Source organism: Sporolactobacillus shoreicorticis (assembly GCF_024125445.1).
In the GTDB taxonomy this organism is placed as follows: domain Bacteria; phylum Bacillota; class Bacilli; order Bacillales; family Sporolactobacillaceae; genus Sporolactobacillus; species Sporolactobacillus shoreicorticis.
The window spans coordinates 1-18,717 of record NZ_JAMXWM010000026.1 but is presented as its reverse complement, the minus strand read 5'-3'; the positions used below and the strand labels follow the sequence as shown (position 1 = coordinate 18,717).

The window sequence follows — 18,717 nt, the reverse complement described above, 5'->3', positions numbered from 1 at the left end:
GTTGAGTATTTATGGATGCAAAAACCATTAAATTTCCGGCAGGGTCAACAAAGGAGAAAGTTGGTTTCCTTGAGAGACTCAGTTACGCTAACCTGGATTTTTCAGGTCAGCTAGTTGCGACCGTCGTTAACAGCTATTTAATGTACTTTTTTACTGATGTAGCGGCAATTTCAGCGGCCTCAACAGGAATTATTTTATTGATTGCCCGTGTCGTTGATGCTGTCGGGGCCCCAGTTTGGGGCACACTTATTGATATGACCCATTCCAAGTCTGGTAAAGCTCGACCATATTTTCTATGGTTGGCTTTCCCTTACGCAGCAAGTGGCGTTCTTCTATTTTGGGTTCCAAATCTCAGTGCTTCGGTTACAGCATTGTACTGTGCAATTGTCTACATGATTTATGGCGTTCTTTACCTTGGAATTAATGCGCCAATTACAACTATTTTACCACTGATCACTTCTCATCCGAAACAACGGGTTATTTTAAATTCGTGGCGAATGGTGGGTTCCAACCTTGGTGTGTTCGTTGTTAACTCACTTACATTACCATTAGTGGCCTTCTTTGGCGGTGGTAACGACGTTGTAGGGTTCCGAATCTTCATAGTGATCTTTGCTATTTTGAACTTATCTGGAACACTTTTCTCATTCGGACACATAAGAGAAAGGGTTATCGTTCCAAACAGTGAGCGAGTTACGTTAAGAAGAAGTATCCATGCCATGAATAAAAACTGGCCATGGTTGATCATTGTTACCGGAAATTTCTTATTTTGGGTTGCCCAGCAGGGAAGACAGCAATCAATGATTTATTACTTCACTTATTACTTCCATAATAAAGACTTAGTAACCTTCTTTAACTCAATTGCTATAATCCAGGTTCTTGGTGTTATTTCTATCCCTTTCTTGAACAAATTTATATCTAAGAGCCATATTTGGGCAATGGGTTTGGCGATAGCCGTTCTTGGTCAGTTTGTTATCATGTTCTCCGGGTTAAGTGTTGTTGGAGCTACTGCTGGTTGGCTTATTGCCAATATTGGTTCGGGAATCGCCGTCTCAATGCCATTTGCAATGCTTGGTTCAGCCGTTGACTATGGTGAATGGAAGAATGGAGTTAATGCCGCCGGTATTTTGACTACGATTGGTTCAGCATTCTGTATGTCAATGGGAATGGGGGTTGCCGGTGCTATGAATGGTGGTATTATGGCCTCATTCGGATATGTAGCTAACCATGTTCAGACTGCCCACGCCTTGACTGGAATTGATATCTCATTCAACTGGACAACTATCTTTATGTATGGATTGGCAATCATTCCCGCCATTATATACCAGAAGTATGAGAACATGGAGGATACGATTACCATTGAACTTTCTAAGACGCGTAAATAATGATTTAGAGGGTATACTCCACTGTCTATATTGTCAGGGTAAACTAAAAAGGATGAATCTCTGTGATGATCTTCGGATTCATCCTTTTTTATTTGCTTGAAAAATCTTTGGTTTATTTCAGAAAGATGTTTTCAGATTGACTAACCGGGGCCTTTACAGCGGCAATAGTTTCTGCATTAGAAATGTTGCCGCTCTTTTTACTGTGATTTTGTATTGCATAGTATCCTAAAAATAGCGCATCGACCACCACAATGATGATGAGGATAATTAAAAAATTTCCATGGCTTTTTTTGTTGTTCATAACTTGCACATCCTTGTGAAATTAATTATTGTAGCGTAAATGTCAAATCATATATTCATCTAAATCTTCTTCGGTAATGCTCGGTATTTTTAGTAATGGGTACTTCCGGATCAAAATTACTACTGTCAAGAAATTGACGAGTATAAGCCCGGCGAAATTCCGATGGTGTGAGGTTTGTGTATTTCTTAAATGCTTTCATAAACCGTTTCTCATCAGAATAAAAGGCCATACTTGCAACTTGCTTAATTGGTAAATTAGTCCGTATAAGCAGTTCTTTAGCTTCTTCCATTTTTAGTTTGCTGATGTATTGAATAACAGTTTCATTGGTTTGTTCCTTAAATATTTTCACCAAGTAATGAGGATTGAGAGCGAATGCATCAGCAACATCATTTACATGAAGAGATTTTGACAGGTTAGCTCGAATCCAATTCTTAATTGTTTCAATTCTTGATTCATGTTCAGCAACAGGGTGACCGGTTATTTTCTGGTAGTAGTCCTCTGAGAGTTGAATGATCATTTCTGTTAACAAGTAGTCTACTGATAAAGATGTGAAGTACTTATTGGCGGCAACGTCAAGAATTTGATTAGCAAGGACAAATTCTTTTTCTTTAGTTTGTAAACTGAATATTAATGGCAACACAGCGCAATCACTTTGGAATAAATTTGTTATTTTTATATTTTGCTGTTCAATATCTATGGTTTTTAAACCATTTGGTTTGGTAAAAAAATGGAACCAAAAATACTGAGTACCCTGCGGCGAATGCTTATATCCATGAAGATGGTGATACGGTGGCAGAGAAAAGACATCTCCTTTATTCAATTCAAAACGATCATCATCAACTTGCATATATAGAGTACCTTCGATCATTATTATTATTTCACTATTTCCATTGTGATACATATGTTTGTGCATCCAATTTTCCCCTGCCGTAAACTTACCCGATGATATGTGTAAAACCGGTGCACTTATGTCAAAACATGTAACTGAAAGCATTTAGACACCTCCTTATACTTAATGTGGTGAAATAAAATAGATCGGTAGTTACAATACGACACCATATATGAGAATATATAGTTACAAAAAAACACCTTTTCTATAATATAATCTATTTCATATAAAATTGAAACCGATTACAATGATAAATGTAAGTTAATAAAAAACGTTAAGATGTAAAAACAATATACGGAAGTGAAGTCAACACGTTTTTTACTCAAATAGTTATTTTTAAAATCCCCTATTTTTTAAAGATAAATTTAAGGAGAGAATATATTATGTTATCATTTGATGTTGAAACAAAATCAGCAAAATTAGGATTTGAACTCTTAGAAGATAATAAAGTAATTCTGTCAACCGTTGGTACTAACGATTTATCAGCGGCCGGCTCTGAATTAAAACAACACATGACACTTACTGAAGTTCAGATCACTGGACGTAATTTTCATCATAAAGGTGTTCGTTTTGTTGATACCAATCCCGGACGGGATCTTAAGTACGTTAGTCATGAAATTAAGGAAAATGAAAGTGGTAAGTTATTAAAGGTTGTCCAAGAAGATGAAAAGAAACAACTTAAAACTACCAATTCTTATCAACTTTATAATGAGACCCCTGTTATTAGGAGTTGGGTAACTATCAAAAATATTGGCAAAGAAGACTTAGGAATCGAATATGTCTCTTCATTTGCGTTAACCGGAGTTAATCAGGCTCATGATCTTGAAGAAAATTATTCCGAAGATAATGTTGTCTATATTCCTAACAATGATTGGACTGCTGAAACCCAGTGGAAAGCCAATACACTGAAGAATGCCGGACTTGATTACTGGGTTGATGGAGAAAAAAAACAAGCTTCCACCAAGAGAATAAGCGTCACCAATAATTCTTCATGGTCTTGTTCTGAGTATTCCCCGAATGGAATTTTAGTGAACGCGAAAACAAGGCAAGCGTCTGTTTGGCAAATTGAAACTAATGGTGCTTGGCATTATGAACTGACTGATATTGGCCGTGGTAATCTACTGGCAATTAGGTTATCGGGACCGGAAGAATTTGATAATCATTGGTGGAAGAATCTTAAATCCGGCGACAGTTTCACAACGGTTCAAGTTGCCTTTGGTCAACTTGAAGGAGATTACGAAGACGCTATCGATGCTATGACCAAGTATCGTCGAGCTATTCGTCGCTCAAATGAAGACAATAAAAAGCTTGCGGTTATTTTCAACGATTATATGAATGGTCTCTCAGGTGATCCAACAACTGAAAAAGAAATTCCGTTAATTAATGCTGCTAAAGAGGTTGGCTGTGAATATTTTGTTATTGATTGTGGCTGGTATGCCGATGGCTATTGGTGGGATAGCGTTGGTGAGTGGATGCCTTCGGACGTTCGTTTTCCGGATGGGATTGAGAAACTTATACAATATATCCGCGATCAAGGATTGACTCCAGGCCTTTGGCTTGAGTTGGAAGTTATGGGAGTAAAATGTCCACTTGCCAATAAGTTACCTGATGATTGGTTCTTCATGCGTCATGGCAAACGTGTTATTGATGCGGATCGTTATCACCTTGATTTTACTAATCCGGAAGTTCGTAAGTTTGCGGATAAAGTTGTTGATCGGCTTGTTAAACAATACGGCGTTGGCTATATCAAAATGGATTACAATATTACGACAGGTATCGGTACCAAGTTGAATGCCGATAGTGTCGGTGATGGTCTTTTGAAACATAATCGTGCCTATCTCAAATGGCTTGATGCGGTATTTGAACGTTATTCGGATTTAATCATTGAGAATTGCGGCAGTGGAGGTATGCGTCATGATTATGCGATGCTGCAACGGCATAGTATTCAATCAATGACCGACCAAACTGATTATATCCGAAATGGAAACATTGCAGCCGTTGGAGCTTCAGTAGTGGCTCCCGAACAATGTGCTATTTGGTCATATCCCTTGCAAAAGGGTGATGAAGAAGAAGTTATCTTCAACATGATCAATGCCATGTTGGTTCGTATCCATCAAAGTGGCCTTTTGAATAAATTGGAAGGGCAACGACTTGATCTTGTCGCTGAAGGTATTCAAACGTACAAGACTTATCGGGATAAAATTCCTTCAATGCTTCCAATTTGGCCGGACGGACTTAGTCAACTTGATGATCCATGGTTCAGTTATGGACTAAAGGGGGACCATGAGATCTATCTTGCGGTTTGGCGTGGAATTGGTAATTCTGACAATCACACTATTGATTTAAGTAAATATGGGAAAATAAGCGATATCGAGCAAATTTATCCTAACAATGATGATACTAGTTCTTACAAAACTGAAAGTAATTCAGTACAGTTAAGCTTTTCTAAGGAAAAAATGGCTCGCTTGTATCATATTATATTGAAATAAATTTATTATTGAGGTTGTGGTAACGGATGGTTTTGTAATTGTGGAATAGTCTGAACAGAGATCGGCAATAAAGTTTAAAAAGCATAAAAGAGAAATGCGTCATAAGTTTTAATCATAACCACTCAACTGTGTTGTGAACCCCAAAAAGTTGACCATAATTTTAAACAACTTGCCCGGTAGTTGAAATCCGATAGTCAATCGGACTTTTACCACCGAGCTTTTCTTTAATCCTAGATTCATTATAATAGTTTATCCAATTACACAGACTGTTTCTAATTTTCTTCGTATCTGATAATGATTCACTACGGCCTCAGCTTGCAGATAAGGAAGAAATTCTCCATCTAGTCGTTGTCTAAAACAGGTTGCCTTACGAGACATATTTTGATAAATATGATAACGTTTGAGCACGATTTGCCGGCCAAGCATGTGTTTGATATTGGAATCTCTGATCTGTATGAATGCAAGTACGGTCTTGTACTGCCATATAGAACGTCAACATAAACTGTGACACTCTAGGGATAGCTCAAGGGACATACCCCTTAACGGAGAAGACTTCATTAACAATGATTACTTAAAGACATCACAGGTAGGAGTAGAAAAAAGTGCGGCATTGACGATTGTTTTTATTTTAGCTGTACTTATCGTCATGTTCCGCTTGGCAGTCGCTCCTTGATTTCTTTGCTGGCGGTTACTTTTTCGTATCTATGCTTGATGGATATTGCCTCACAATTAATTGATAAAGCAGGATTTCCGATTACAACCTGACGGCGACGATTCATCAAATTCGCAGAGTATGATTATGCTCACTTCAGCTATAAAAAACTTTAAAAACGATATCCTGGTTGTAATTACCGAATTCTTTGCCGAAAATAGTACAACCTCCTTGATTTTTAGCGTCGTTTTTCACCTCAAAACGAATGGTAAACGTTTGCTGATTCGTGTCTAAGGAATCGAGTGAAATATCGGTAAAAGGCTGTCCATCTAAATAAGAGCCATGGCCGGTAATTCGAAGAATTTTTTGAATACCATATTGATTTACATTGTCGGGTAACCACGCGGGCGTATACTTACCTCGCACATCCGCAAAATCACCGGGGCTGGTCCATGTGCCGATTTCAATATTATTAATAAAAAAAGTAATATCCGATGGCCAAACATTATTCGAAAATGGGAACTCGGATCCCAACTCCACTGAAAGATCCAGCATTTCCAAATGTTTATCTGCATTCAATAAGTTGGGTGCCTGATACTCGAGAAAGCCATTGGAAAACCAAACCATTCCGGCCTTCATCCGTTCCGGGCTCATAAAGTAAGACGGATTGTCAACCTTACCAATATAGTCTTTCTCTCCGGCAAGTCCGCAGGATGGCTGAACCGAGAAAGCTGTATACTGCCCTACCGGGATTTGCGTTTCATAAGCCTCGAATGCCGAGTAGATTTTTTTCGGAAAACGAACGTAGATTTCATCAACCTTTAACTTGGAGATTTTGTTATGTCCTTTTTTTTCAAAACCAATCAATCCGGCCGCTTCCAGTTTATTTAAATGCATTAAAATAATGGCCGGGCTCAAATTTAATTGAACGGCAAGATCCGTCACATTCATACGAGGATTTGAAGATAATAGGCGGATGATTCTGAGACGAACCGAGCTGGCGAGTGCCTTGTAAGCGGGTAAAGAGGCATCTGTAAGATCTAATTGCATGTTTGATTTCTCCCTTGTTGTTTTTTGAATTACAAATAAGTCTACGCCAATTTGCGTGGCCGAGTTGGTGGTAAACGTTAATAAATAATTTTAATAATAATATAAATTATAACATTTTGATTTACATTATTAAAGCTTAAATTTTATATATATCAAAATTTGGCTTATTTAATTTATATTTTTATATATTAAAACAGAAATATTTTATTATAATTTATATTTTTATATTGTAATCGTTTTCTTAAATGCTATAATGAAAGCGTGCACAATCAAGACACGCGTGGAAAATGATTAAAAAGGAGCTTCTAAAATTGACAACTGCTGATTATATTAATCCCTTAATTATTCAAAGAGCGGATCCTTTTATGTACAGGCATACTGATGGCTATTACTATTTCACAGCTTCAGTACCGGCCTACAATTTAATTGAGATTCGTCGATCAAAAACGCTGAACGGATTGGCGCATGCGACCCCTCGCACCGTTTGGCGTAAGCACGATTCCGGAATGATGAGCCAATTGATCTGGGCACCAGAGCTGCATTATATCGATGGTAAATGGTTCATCTATTTTGCCGCGGCAGCGACAACCGAATTTGATGAGAACGGCATGTTCCAGCATCGAATGTTCTGTATCGAGTGTGATGAAGACAATCCAATGGCCAGCGAAGAGCACTGGATTGAACGTGGTCAAGTCAAAACTCCGATTGATTCGTTCTCGCTGGATGCCACCTGCTTCAAAGCACGGAATAAATTTTATTACGTTTGGGCGCAAAAAGATCCGTCAATTAAAGGTAATTCCAACCTTTACATTGCGGAGATGGAAAATCCATGGACACTGAAAACTGATCCGGTTCTTTTATCTAAGCCGGAGTATGAATGGGAAACGCGCGGTTTTTGGGTCAACGAGGGGCCGGCTGTGATTCATCATGGCGACAAGTATTTCATCACCTACTCAGCCAGTGCAACAGATGAAAATTACTGCATGGGTTTGTTAAGTGTTGCGGATGATGCTGATCTACTGGAAGCCAGTAACTGGATTAAATCAAAGAAGCCAGTCTTTGAAAGCGATTTGGCTGAACATCAATACGGTCCTGGACACAATTCATTTACGATCGCTGAGGACAACAAGACCAACATTTTAGTTTACCACTGTCGTGACTATACGGATATTAAAGGTGATCCGCTTTATGATCCAAATCGGCATACGAAGGTTCAGGGCTTTACCTGGAATGAGGACGGCACGCCAAACTTCGGCAAGCCTGTTCCTTACAACAATGAGCAGGGGTGATAGGCATGGGTGCAAAAGAAAATCAAAGCAAACATTTTTGGGGATTCCCTTTCACTCATTTCAGCTACTTTTTCATCTGGGCAACCATTTACGGATTCCTGACATTATGGATGGAACAGGTTGCACATTTGAATGGTGCCGAAACCGGTGTGATTTTTTCAATGATGGCCGGGATATCTCTATTGTTTCAACCGATTTTTGGGATTTTATCCGATAAGCTGCTGTTTCGGAAAAATTTAGTCTTAACGATTGCTGTTGCAGGTATTCTTATCGGGCCATTCTTTCAATGGGCGTTTCTTCCGATCCTAAGTGTCAATCCTTTTCTTGTTGCCATTGTGACCGGCACGTTCTTGAGCTTCATCCTGAACGGCGGTGTTAGTGTTATTGAACAGTATGTGCAACGTGCAGGCTTGGCGAATAAATTTGAGTATGGTCATTCACGAATGGGCGGTTCGATGGCCGGTATTGTCGCGGCTCTGATTGCCGGCCGCCTGTTTCTATGGTCGCCAAACTCAATTTTTTGGTCCTGTTCGATTTCAGCAATTGTTTTGACCCTTTTACTATTGTTTAGTGACAAGGTAAATTTGGAAAATGCAAAAGCAGCAGGTGATACATCTAATTCTCTGGACTGGAAAACGGTCAGTTCAATCTTTAAAATGCCGAATTTTTGGGTGCTTTCAATATTCTACATGGGTGCGTCGGCAATTTTTGATGTGTTTGATCAGCAATTCATTGTTTTTTTCAAGACCTTCTTCCCTACAGCATCCGAGGGAACACTGGTATACAGCTACATGGCCTCCGGACAGACGGTTATTGAATTTATATTGATGATCCCGATGCCATGGATTATCAATAAAATCGGCTCTCGAAACGGATTGATCATATACGGATTCTTGACGGCGATTCGTATTCTTGGGAGTGCTATGGCGCCATCGTGGGAATGGGTGGTTTTCTTCCGTCTACTTGCCGGACTGGAAATGCCATTGCTGCTCGTCTCCATTATGAAGTATATATCGGGTTCTTTTGATATTCGTTTGTATGCAACCGTTTACGCTCTGTCTTCTAATTTTGCCAAGCAAATATCGGTCTTTGTATTTTCAGCCGTTGCCGGAAACCTTTATGATCAGATCGGTTTCCAGCATACGTACTTTATTCTCGGTGGGTTGGTTGTGCTGATTACTTTATTTGCTCTGTTTACGATGAAAAAGGAAGATCCTGTCCAGGCAGGCGAGGTCGAAGATTCGTCTGCCGGTGGAGGAAAGGCCGCTGTCCCACCGACTAATTCGTAGTAGTTCTTAACGATCGGTTCGCCAGCTTGAATCAAATTGAAATGATTGATTAGCACAAAACTATCGTTTTGTGCTAATCATATTTTATGAGAGCAGGTGTTGAAATGAAATCAGAACTGTATGTCAATCGGGAACAGATAATTTCAGAAATTGATCCGCGTCTTTATGGGTCATTTGTTGAACATTTGGGGCGATCTGTATACACCGGAATTTACCAACCGGATCACCCAACTGCTGATGAAAATGGATTTCGACAAGATGTGATCAAAGCCGTGAAGAAGCTGAATATTCCGTTGATCCGTTATCCGGAAGGCAATTTTCTGTCCGGGTATAATTGGGAGGATGGTATTGGTCCAAAAGATCAGCGGCCGACTCGTTTGGATTTGGCATGGCGAACCATTGAAACCAATCAGTTTGGTTTACATGAATTTATGAAGTGGTCGCGTTGGTGCGGCTCCTGATATGGCGGTGAATCTTGGATCGCGGGGCATCAATGCAGCACGCAATCTTGTCGAATATTGTAATTATCCTGAGGGGACGTATTGGAGTGATCTGCGGCGAAAAAATGGTGCAGAAAAACCGTTTGCCATTAAGACATGGTCACTGGGCAATGAAATGGATGGAGATTGGCAAATTGGCCACAAAACAGCACATGAATACGGCCGCCTTGCCCATGAAACGTCAAAAATCATACGGTTGGTTGACCCGTCCGTGGAACTGATTGCGAGCGGCAGTTCGCTAAAAACGATGCCGACGTTCGGATCGTGGGAAGAAACCGTCCTTGATTATACGTATGATGATGTCGATTACCTTTCTCTGCACCAATACTATAATAATGAAGAAAACGATCGGGCGAATTTCCTGGCAAAATCGATAGATTTTGATGAATTTATTAAAGGCATTGTTGCGGTTTGCGATGCTGTGAAGGCACGCAAACACAGCAAGAAGACAATTAATCTGTCTTTTGATGAATGGAATGTCTGGTACCATTCCCATAATCAGGATAAGAAAGTACAGCCATGGCAAGTGGCTTCACACCTTCTTGAGGATCATTATAATTTCGAGGATGCACTCTTAGTCGGCAGTCTTCTCATTACGCTGTTAAAGAACTCAGATCGGGTCAAAATCGCTTGTCTCGCACAATTGATAAATGTTATTGCACCGATCATAACCAATGAGTCAGGTGAACCTTCGCTCTGGTATCAGTCGATTTTCTATCCGTTCATGCAAGTATCTACCTATGGACGCGGCATCGCACTGATCCCGCAAACCGATGTCCCCACCTACAAGACACATCAGTTTGACGCGGTACCTTATACGGATTCCATCGCCGTTTACAATTCGGACGACCATGAAATTGTTGTGTTTGTTGAAAATAAGTCTAAAGAAAATGTGGATTTCAGTGTCCGCTTCGAAGGATTTAATATTCAGCATATAATCGAAGCCACTCAGTTTGCCGGCTACGATATGAAGCAGACCAATAAGGATCAGAAGATGAGAATTGTTAAGCTCAAAAATCATACGGTAACCAATCATATGTTGATTGCATCATTAAATCCTTTATCATGGAATATGTTTCGCATGATGACCAATGATTGACTAGGTAGTGAGAGTGGTCATAACCACGTGGGTACCTGTGATAGTTGAAAAAAATCTTTTGGTTATGAAATAGAAATTGAACTAAAAAAGTTCAATTCATGCATAAGGGTAAATCTTTTTCTAACCTTTTTCAGGCATTAATAATTAAATTACATGCAGGAAAAACGGTAAACTTTTACAGCGAAAATGTCGGACGAATAGCGAGACCGAGTGCGATGATTTGATTGCTGATGATGTTAAAAACGTGTCTTTAACACAATCAAAAGAAGTGAAGTCTTCGATATAAAAAGAAGATTGGCTATATGGCCAACACGAAACGTGTTGAAGGACTACACAATTAAACCATAATGATCAAATTATAATAATAGTCAGAATTATATTTTGAAAGTTCCCAAATTTATTCTCCACAAGTAGAACTTGTGGGTTTTTTATTCCTAAAACAATATATAAATTTTAAGTAAAATGGTATACCGTCTGGCAAGTTTTAGGTCCAACGCAAGGTGATCAACGTCCTATTAGTAAGATGAAATCGATTGTCCATTATATACGTTGGAAGGCATTCCAATGGAAATGGGACGTGATGTCGGTCATTCATGGGATGATATTGGTGGATTGACTATTAAAAATACATTGAGAGACAAGGTATGATTCAAGAAAAATATAATTATTTAGTTACTTGCAATCTTATTATTCACCTCAGATTCTGCAAACTATTATTAATCTAAAAGAGGTGCATTAAAGAGGCTGGTTGCTGAACGTCCCCCCTTAAAGTTGGATGATAAAATTCGATGAGATTGGTCACTATAACCAAATACTCAACTGATTTTAAGACAACCCCAGGTATCCATTATCTGGGCCGCAATTTTTCAGATCGATCATTGCGGCTTCGATCATAACGGCTGGGGTGGAAGCAATTATTGGACATTCCCAGTGTGCGCGGCATTTTTTTGCCGGGAGTCCTTGCCCTGTTCATCAAAAGGGTAAAATAAACGCTTATAGTGATCGGAAGCCAAAGTTCAGAATCAAGCAACTACTGTATATGCTTAATGATTGTGACGGACAAGTCAGCCCCAGTCCATTTAAATAGTTGCAGTCAGGTAAGAATGTGATCGTCGGTTGGTGAGATAAAGGGGTTAATTCGGTCAAGTTTCCGACACAAGTGCATGAGGCGGGCGGCCACTCTCCTAGCTTACTTGGACTTAATATCAATGATTTGTTCAAGTTGTTTTGGCAACGGAATGAGAGGATCGATAAGAGGATTATTTAAATGGGTGTGGGTATATGCATTTCTGTATTCCGTAGGGGTGAGTCCGATTTGTGCCTTAAAACGGCGCATGAAATTTTTTTCATCGCCAAAATATGCGTGCGTCGCAATCTGCTTAACCGGTAAATTAGTGCGAACGAGCAACAATTGAGCTGTTTCCAGTTTCAGGTCATTAATAAATTGCAGCGTGGTGCGATGGTCGTGCTTTTTAAAGAGCCGTGTTAAATAATCAGGATTCAGATCAAAAGCATAAGCAACTTGTTCAACTGTCATGGTCTCTGTGATGTTTGCACGTATCCACTCCTTGATTTTGTCAATTTTACTATTTTTGTAGCTAAAATTAGAGGCGAGATGTACAAGAAAATGGTGACTTAATTCAATCAGAAAAGCTGTCATTAAGTAATCATTTTCCTGTTCACTGTATCGATAGCTGTTCGCGACGTCGAGAATTTGGTTGACAAGTATATATATGCGCTGCGGATTATCCAAATGAAAGGTACATGGTAAAATAACACGGTTATTGATGGACGGTGCATAATTTTGCAGAGAAACCGGACCAATTTTATTCATTAATTGTTGCCGATCCAAAAAGATTGGGTCTGTATTGACAAAAAAGTGGAGCCAGTAAAAATCAACAGGCTTATTGGATGTCCGATAACCCAATAATTCTGTATACGGTGGTATCAATAGGACATCATTCGGGAGAACAATTTGTCTGTCATCCCCGACCTGAATATACAATTCGCCCTTCGTACAAATAATGATTTCATAATCACCTTGATGATACATCTTTTTGTGTTTCCAAGGCGTGCTTGAGGAAAATTCGCCACTCTTGTAATAGAGAAATGGATCGGTCAGCGGAAATGAATAACAGTTCAAAATAGGTCACCCCACTTTTCTAAGTATGTCGGAAATGAACACCTTTTCTACAATGTAAGGGATTACACCAAAAAATGCAAGGGGTTACAATTGTGAATGTAAAGTACTTTACACGATCAATTAACTCATTTAAACAAGGAGGTTGTCATCGTGCCAGTCCAACTGAACGAAACAGCAGGCCGTATTGTTGAAGACAAATTGCCGCTTCACCGAAAAATTACTTATTCATTTACGGATATGGCAGGAAACCTGCTTTACTGCATTATCAGCAGTTATCTTCTCTTCTTTTTTACGGATGTATTTGGATTGACTGTCGGCGTTGCCGGCACATTGCTGCTAATTGCCCGATTTTTCGATGCGCTCGACGCCCCGATCTGGGGAATCATCATTGACCATACACACAGTAAATATGGTCAGAGCCGCCCATGGTTTTTATGGATGGCTTTACCGTTCGCTGTGTTTGTCTGGTTGCTGTTTACCACACCGGATATTTCGGGAACGACAAAGATTGTCTGGGCAGGTGTTATGTATATTCTGGCCGGTATATCGTATACGGGTATGTCGACACCGATTACTTCTGTACTCCCTAATCTGACTTCCAATACAGAAGAACGGACGGTAGCGAACTCGTTTCGTATGGTTGGCGGAAATATTGGTAATTTCTTTGCCATAACATTCATCATTCCATTGGCAACATTTTTAGGCGGAGGGAATGACCAAAAGGGCTGGTCCCTAGCAGTACTGCTTTATGCGATCATTGCGGTTGTCTTATTAGTCATCGCATTTGCGGATATGCGTGAAAAGAATATTGAACGTGTCAAATCCATTCCGATTAGGCAAAGTTTCAAAGCTGCAAAGCGTAATTGGCCGTGGGTACTGATCGTATCGGCCAATGTTATCTATTGGGTTGGCTTTATGGCTCGAAATTCGACGCTTGCTTATTATTTTCAGTACAATATGAATGATACAAACCTGATCTCTATATTTAACGGTTTTACCATTATTCAAATTGTCGGCATGGCCTCAATCCCGTTTATCGTTAAAGTATTTCGAAAATGGGGAACGACCGTTTTCGGCTTGATCCTGGCTATTCTCGGTCAATTTTTAATGGCTGTTGTCGGCGACAACATCACGGCCATGCTGGTCGGCTGGTGCCTGGCCTGCGTTGGAAGCGGCGTTGCCTGCTCGATGTTCTTTAACATGGTTGGTGACACGGTTGATTACGGTGAATGGAAAAACGGCATTCGTGCCAGCGGGTTTTTAACTGCGATCGGCAGCTCATTTTGCATTAAACTCGGTGCGGGATTCGGATCGTTTATTCCTTCCTTAATTATGAACGCGTTTAACTACGTACCGAATCACACACAGACGGTGAGCGCTCTCAGTGCGATCAAGTTTTCTTTCATGTGGCTGCCGATCATAATTTTTGTTATCAATATCATCCCGATGGTTCTGTATAAAAAATACGAAGACCATGAACCTGTTGTTATTCGCGATCTTTTAGCACGAAAGGAGCAGACTGAATCTTGAAAATTGATAAACAGAACATAAGAATGACGTGTCGCTCTCCTAAAAACATTTTATTGACCGATAAATTTTGGAAGCGCTATCGCGATCTTGTCAAAAAGAAAATGATCCCGTACCAATGGAGCGTTATGAATGATCAGGCGGATATAAAAATTACGAAAGAACGCGGAGATCATCGGATTCCTTCAGAAAAAAGCCATGCAGTTGCTAATTTTGAGATTGCCGCTGGTAAGCAGAAGGGCGGGCACTACGGCTACGTTTTTCAGGATACCGATGCCTATAAATGGTTGGAAGCAGTGGCCTATCTTTTGACTGCCGAACCTGATCGACAACTTCAGAAAGTCGCGGATCGGCTGGTGGATTTAATTGCGGACGCACAGCAGGACGACGGTTATTTGGTTACATTTTTTATTATCGAAGCTCCGGAACGCAAATTTAAACGTCTCAAGCAAAGCCATGAACTTTACAGTATGGGGCATTATATCGAAGCCGGCATCGCTTATTATGAGGCGACCGGAAGTCAAAAGGCGTTAAACATTGCGAAGCGTATGGCTGACTGTATCCATGAACATTTCGGACCCGGTAAAGAACAAATACATGGTTTTGACGGTCATCCGGAAATTGAGCTGGCACTGGCAAAACTGTATGAGGCAACAGGAAATGAACAGTATCTTGAACTTGCCCGTTATTTTTTATATCAACGAGGACAGGATCCGCAGTTTCTTGATCGGCAGATCGAAGCAGACGGCGCAGATCGGCATCTCATTGCCGGAATGGAAGGTTTTCCTCTCAGTTATTATCAGGCGGATCAACCCATTTTAGATCAGAAAACCGCTGAGGGTCATGCCGTTCGTGTCGCTTATTTATGTACGGGTATGGCGCATGTTGCAAAACTGACACACGATGACAGGCTTTATGAGGCGTGCAAACGTTTGTGGAAGAATATTGTCGGAAAAAGAATGTATATAACCGGGGGAATCGGCGCGACATCAGTTGGCGAATCGTTTACCTTTGATTATGATTTGCCGAATGACACCATGTATTGTGAAACGTGCGCGTCGGTTGCCATGTCTTTCTTTGCCAGAAGAATGCTGGAGATTGAACCCAAGGGGGAATACGCTGATGTTCTGGAAAAAGAACTGTTTAATTCAACGATCAGCGGTGTCTCATTGGATGGAGAGCATTTTTTCTATGTCAATCCGCTTGAAGTGTCTAAAGAGGCCAGCCAAAAAGATCCGGGAAAAAGCCACGTTATGTTTGAGCGACAGAATTGGTTCGGCTGCGCCTGCTGTCCGCCAAATCTTGCACGTTTGATTGCTTCGGTCGATCAGTATATTTATACTGTTGATCCTGAAGAAAAAACGATTTATTCGCATCAATTTATTGCGAATAGGGCATCGTTTGAACAGGGCATTACCATTGAGCAAAGCAATAATTATCCATGGGACGGTACGATCAGTTATACAGTCAGCAATCCGGAAAAAGCTCGATTTAAATTTTCCGTCAGAATTCCGGGCTGGTCGGCGCAATGTTATGATTTTTACCTGTCAGGCAAGAAAATCAGCAAAGAGGCCCATAATGGTTATGCGATTTTTGATGTGACTGATGAGAGACTTGAACTCGAATTAAAATTAGATATGCGTGTGCGTGAAATGCAGGCCGATAATCATGTGAAAACGAATCTGAACAAAGTGGCTATTCAAAGAGGCCCAATTATTTATTGCATGGAAGAAGCAGACAATACGACTCCGTTAAATTTGTATCAACTGCCCAAAGAGGTATTTTTCACAGAGAACTACGAACCTGATCTGCTGCGAGGGGTTGTTGCAATTGAAGCTGATGCATTAAGGGACGAACCTGATGATGCCGATGCGTCGCTTTACCACGAATATCAACAGGCAAAGAAGCAGATGAAACGCGTTCGATTTATTCCATATTATGCCTGGATCAATCGAAAGTCGGGAGAAATGCAGGTTTGGACTAGAAAAGCCGATTGAGAGCAGCCTTCAATTCAATAGGTTTTTTAAAGAGGTTGAGTTGTTATCAGCCTCTTTTTTGTTTGGAAAAGAAGGGGCGCATTAACCTGAGTGACTTATTTTTTATAGATTTATCAAAAGGTCGGAAATAGACACTTAAAGTTTGTTTTTGGTATTTAATCCTCATCTGAAATCGCTTACAATTAGAGCGTCGACAATTGCAAGAGAAGGGTAAATCAGCAGCTGTTTCTTCTCAGACGAGGTTTTATATTAAAATTCGGTTATTTATTGGAGGAGTGATATTTTGAAAACACGTTTCATGGTTGCCGGCCTTTGCATTCTATTGTCGGTTTTTCTTCCGGATACCGGCGGATACGCAAATGCTCAGACCGTTCAGCAGTCTCAAAGTACACTGACAGTAAATCTGGGAAACCGCTATCGACCCGTGACTCACGCAGCATCCGGATCACTTTATGGATTGGCTGATAAGCATACGCCCTTGCTGAATCAGATTGAACCGCTAAAGCCTTCCACATTTGTTCAGATGGCTCCGGACGGACAGCAGTTACCTAATGGAGAAATCACTCCGGCAGGCGATGCATTAAAAGTCGCGAAACTGGCAGAGCGTGCAGGTGCCAAAGTTACAATACGGATGCCAGATATTTATCCGAATTTTCCGTACAGATGGGTAAGCTGGAACGACTGGCTGAATAAAGTCGATACTATGATTAACAAAACACTGACTTCGAGGGTTAAGAACATTTACGGCTATGAGTTATGGAATGAACCGGATGGGACTTGGGATACGTCATCCGCAGGATCCTTCAACGAGGGGTGGAAGAAAACATATGATGAGGTCAGAAAACTGGATTCAAAGACTCCAATTATCGGACCCAGCATCTCCAGTTATAAAGAAACCTTTATGAGAAGCTTTTTAACTTATGCCAAAGCCAATCATTGCCTCCCAGACATTATCAGCTGGCATCAATGGGACGCGCGTTCGCTAAAAGCAGATATTCAGAACTTGAAGCAAATTGAAAAAGATCTGGGCATCCGGCAAATACCGATCAGTATAAACGAATACGGAGCAACACAAGAAGAAGCGATTCCAGGAGCTATGATTCAGTACATTGCCCAGTTTGAACGTAACGGTGTTGAAAGTGCAAACATGGCCTTCTGGTATCAATATGGAAGATTAAGCAATCTGCTTACAGACGGACGAAAGATAAACGGCGGATGGTGGCTGTATAAATGGTACGGTGACATGAAGGGTCAAATGGTTATGACCCGGGCATCGCAAACCACTTCAAATCTGGATGGAATTGCCAATCTGGATGCAAAGAACAGAGTTGCAAGCGTTGTTTTTGGTGGAGCAGGAGGCAAAAATCGAATAACGGTAAAAGGGTTCAGCTCGACACGCGCATTTAAGAAAAATGTTCATATTCAAGTTAAGGCTACTCCGTGGTATGGCGTGGATACGGCTGTACAAAAACCAATGACGCTTTTTACGGGAACATTTAAAATCGTTAATGGAAAAATCACAATTCCAATCAAAGATATGCACGCGTCATGGGGATATGAAGCTGTGATCACGCCAACAAATAAAAAAATTCAGGGAACATCGGAGATTCATTATCCGCCAAAATCCCGTCAATTTACACTCCGTGAAGAGGCAGAGGATGCAACTGTTTCTAACGGTAAAATATACTCAGGAAGCTATGCTTCGGGCGGGGCGTACGTTGGCAGTCTCGATGCCCAAGGCAGCTTTGTACAATTTAACGTCAGTGTGCCGCGTTCAGGCGATTACACAATGCAAATTGGTTATGCAAACGGAACGGCAGATAACTCTGAAGATCAGCTGCTCATCAATCAAAACAGCATTCAAAAAGTCACTTTCCCGCCAACAGGTGGCTGGATACACGCCGTTCCCAATTCCGGAACAAGAAAAACGCGTGAGCTCAATGTTCATTTGCAAGCGGGAGAAAATACGATTACTCTGCAAAAATCAGTGAATTATGCTGAGATTGACTATATACGACTATCAAAATAAAGAAAACCAGCACAATCTATTCATTAACAAATTCCTTCTAAAAAATAGGAGCACAGGCCATCCCTATGGTCTGTGCTCCTA

12 protein-coding genes and 1 pseudogene are annotated in these 18,717 nt (G+C 40.6%); 8 read left to right on the top strand and 5 right to left on the bottom strand.

Annotated features, from left to right (window positions below):
- The first annotated feature begins 11 nt into the window (after positions 1-11).
- Positions 12-1,382: an MFS transporter gene (locus NIE88_RS17165; protein WP_253063976.1), complete on the top strand. Its 1,371-nt coding sequence runs from the start codon at positions 12-14 to the stop codon at positions 1,380-1,382.
- A gap of 112 nt (positions 1,383-1,494) precedes the next feature.
- On the opposite strand, the gene NIE88_RS17160 is transcribed toward NIE88_RS17165, so the two are convergent.
- The gene (locus tag NIE88_RS17160) at positions 1,495-1,683 is read right to left on the bottom strand and encodes a hypothetical protein (protein WP_253063975.1); all 189 of its coding nucleotides are present in this window, start codon (positions 1,681-1,683) and stop codon (positions 1,495-1,497) included.
- Between the two features lie 55 nt (positions 1,684-1,738).
- Positions 1,739-2,677: a helix-turn-helix domain-containing protein gene (locus NIE88_RS17155; protein ID WP_253063974.1), complete on the bottom strand. Its 939-nt coding sequence runs from the start codon at positions 2,675-2,677 to the stop codon at positions 1,739-1,741.
- A gap of 278 nt (positions 2,678-2,955) precedes the next feature.
- Here NIE88_RS17155 and NIE88_RS17150 point away from each other — a divergent pair, with 278 nt between their 5' ends.
- Positions 2,956-5,061: an alpha-galactosidase gene (locus NIE88_RS17150; RefSeq protein WP_253063973.1), complete on the top strand. Its 2,106-nt coding sequence runs from the start codon at positions 2,956-2,958 to the stop codon at positions 5,059-5,061.
- Between the two features lie 160 nt (positions 5,062-5,221).
- Here NIE88_RS17150 and NIE88_RS22855 read toward each other — a convergent pair whose 3' ends face one another.
- Positions 5,222-5,338 (bottom strand): IS3 family transposase, encoded by a 117-nt coding sequence (locus NIE88_RS22855; RefSeq protein WP_373689455.1) that lies wholly within the window; start codon positions 5,336-5,338, stop codon positions 5,222-5,224.
- Positions 5,339-5,869: 531 nt separating this feature from the next.
- Positions 5,870-6,763: an ArsR/SmtB family transcription factor gene (locus NIE88_RS17145; protein ID WP_253063972.1), complete on the bottom strand. Its 894-nt coding sequence runs from the start codon at positions 6,761-6,763 to the stop codon at positions 5,870-5,872.
- Positions 6,764-7,050: 287 nt separating this feature from the next.
- Here NIE88_RS17145 and NIE88_RS17140 point away from each other — a divergent pair, with 287 nt between their 5' ends.
- The 3 genes and pseudogenes from NIE88_RS17140 to arfA all read left to right on the top strand — a co-directional run bounded on the left by NIE88_RS17140 (position 7,051) and on the right by arfA (position 10,940).
- The gene (locus tag NIE88_RS17140; RefSeq protein WP_373689453.1) at positions 7,051-8,052 is read left to right on the top strand and encodes a glycoside hydrolase family 43 protein; all 1,002 of its coding nucleotides are present in this window, start codon (positions 7,051-7,053) and stop codon (positions 8,050-8,052) included.
- A 5-nt stretch (positions 8,053-8,057) separates the two neighbouring features.
- Entirely contained in the window at positions 8,058-9,341 is a 1,284-nt protein-coding gene (locus tag NIE88_RS17135; protein ID WP_253063971.1) for an oligosaccharide MFS transporter, read from the top strand.
- A gap of 104 nt (positions 9,342-9,445) precedes the next feature.
- Positions 9,446-10,940: pseudogene (arfA, locus tag NIE88_RS17130) on the top strand (arabinosylfuranosidase ArfA).
- A 1,189-nt stretch (positions 10,941-12,129) separates the two neighbouring features.
- On the opposite strand, the gene NIE88_RS17125 reads toward arfA, so the two are convergent.
- Complete coding sequence (locus tag NIE88_RS17125) at positions 12,130-13,083, bottom strand: AraC family transcriptional regulator (RefSeq protein WP_253063970.1); 954 nt, start codon at positions 13,081-13,083, stop codon at positions 12,130-12,132.
- Between the two features lie 150 nt (positions 13,084-13,233).
- Between NIE88_RS17125 and NIE88_RS17120 the strand changes: the two genes are divergently transcribed.
- From NIE88_RS17120 to NIE88_RS17110, 3 genes are all read left to right on the top strand, one after another.
- Entirely contained in the window at positions 13,234-14,613 is a 1,380-nt protein-coding gene (locus NIE88_RS17120) for a glycoside-pentoside-hexuronide (GPH):cation symporter (protein ID WP_253063969.1), read from the top strand.
- Positions 14,610-16,607, top strand: a complete 1,998-nt coding sequence (locus NIE88_RS17115) for a glycoside hydrolase family 127 protein (protein WP_253063968.1) — start codon at positions 14,610-14,612, stop codon at positions 16,605-16,607. The genes NIE88_RS17120 and NIE88_RS17115 overlap by 4 nt, the downstream gene beginning before the upstream one ends.
- Positions 16,608-16,890: 283 nt before the next feature.
- Positions 16,891-18,636: a CBM35 domain-containing protein gene (locus NIE88_RS17110; RefSeq protein WP_253063967.1), complete on the top strand. Its 1,746-nt coding sequence runs from the start codon at positions 16,891-16,893 to the stop codon at positions 18,634-18,636.
- The last annotated feature ends 81 nt before the right edge of the window (positions 18,637-18,717 follow it).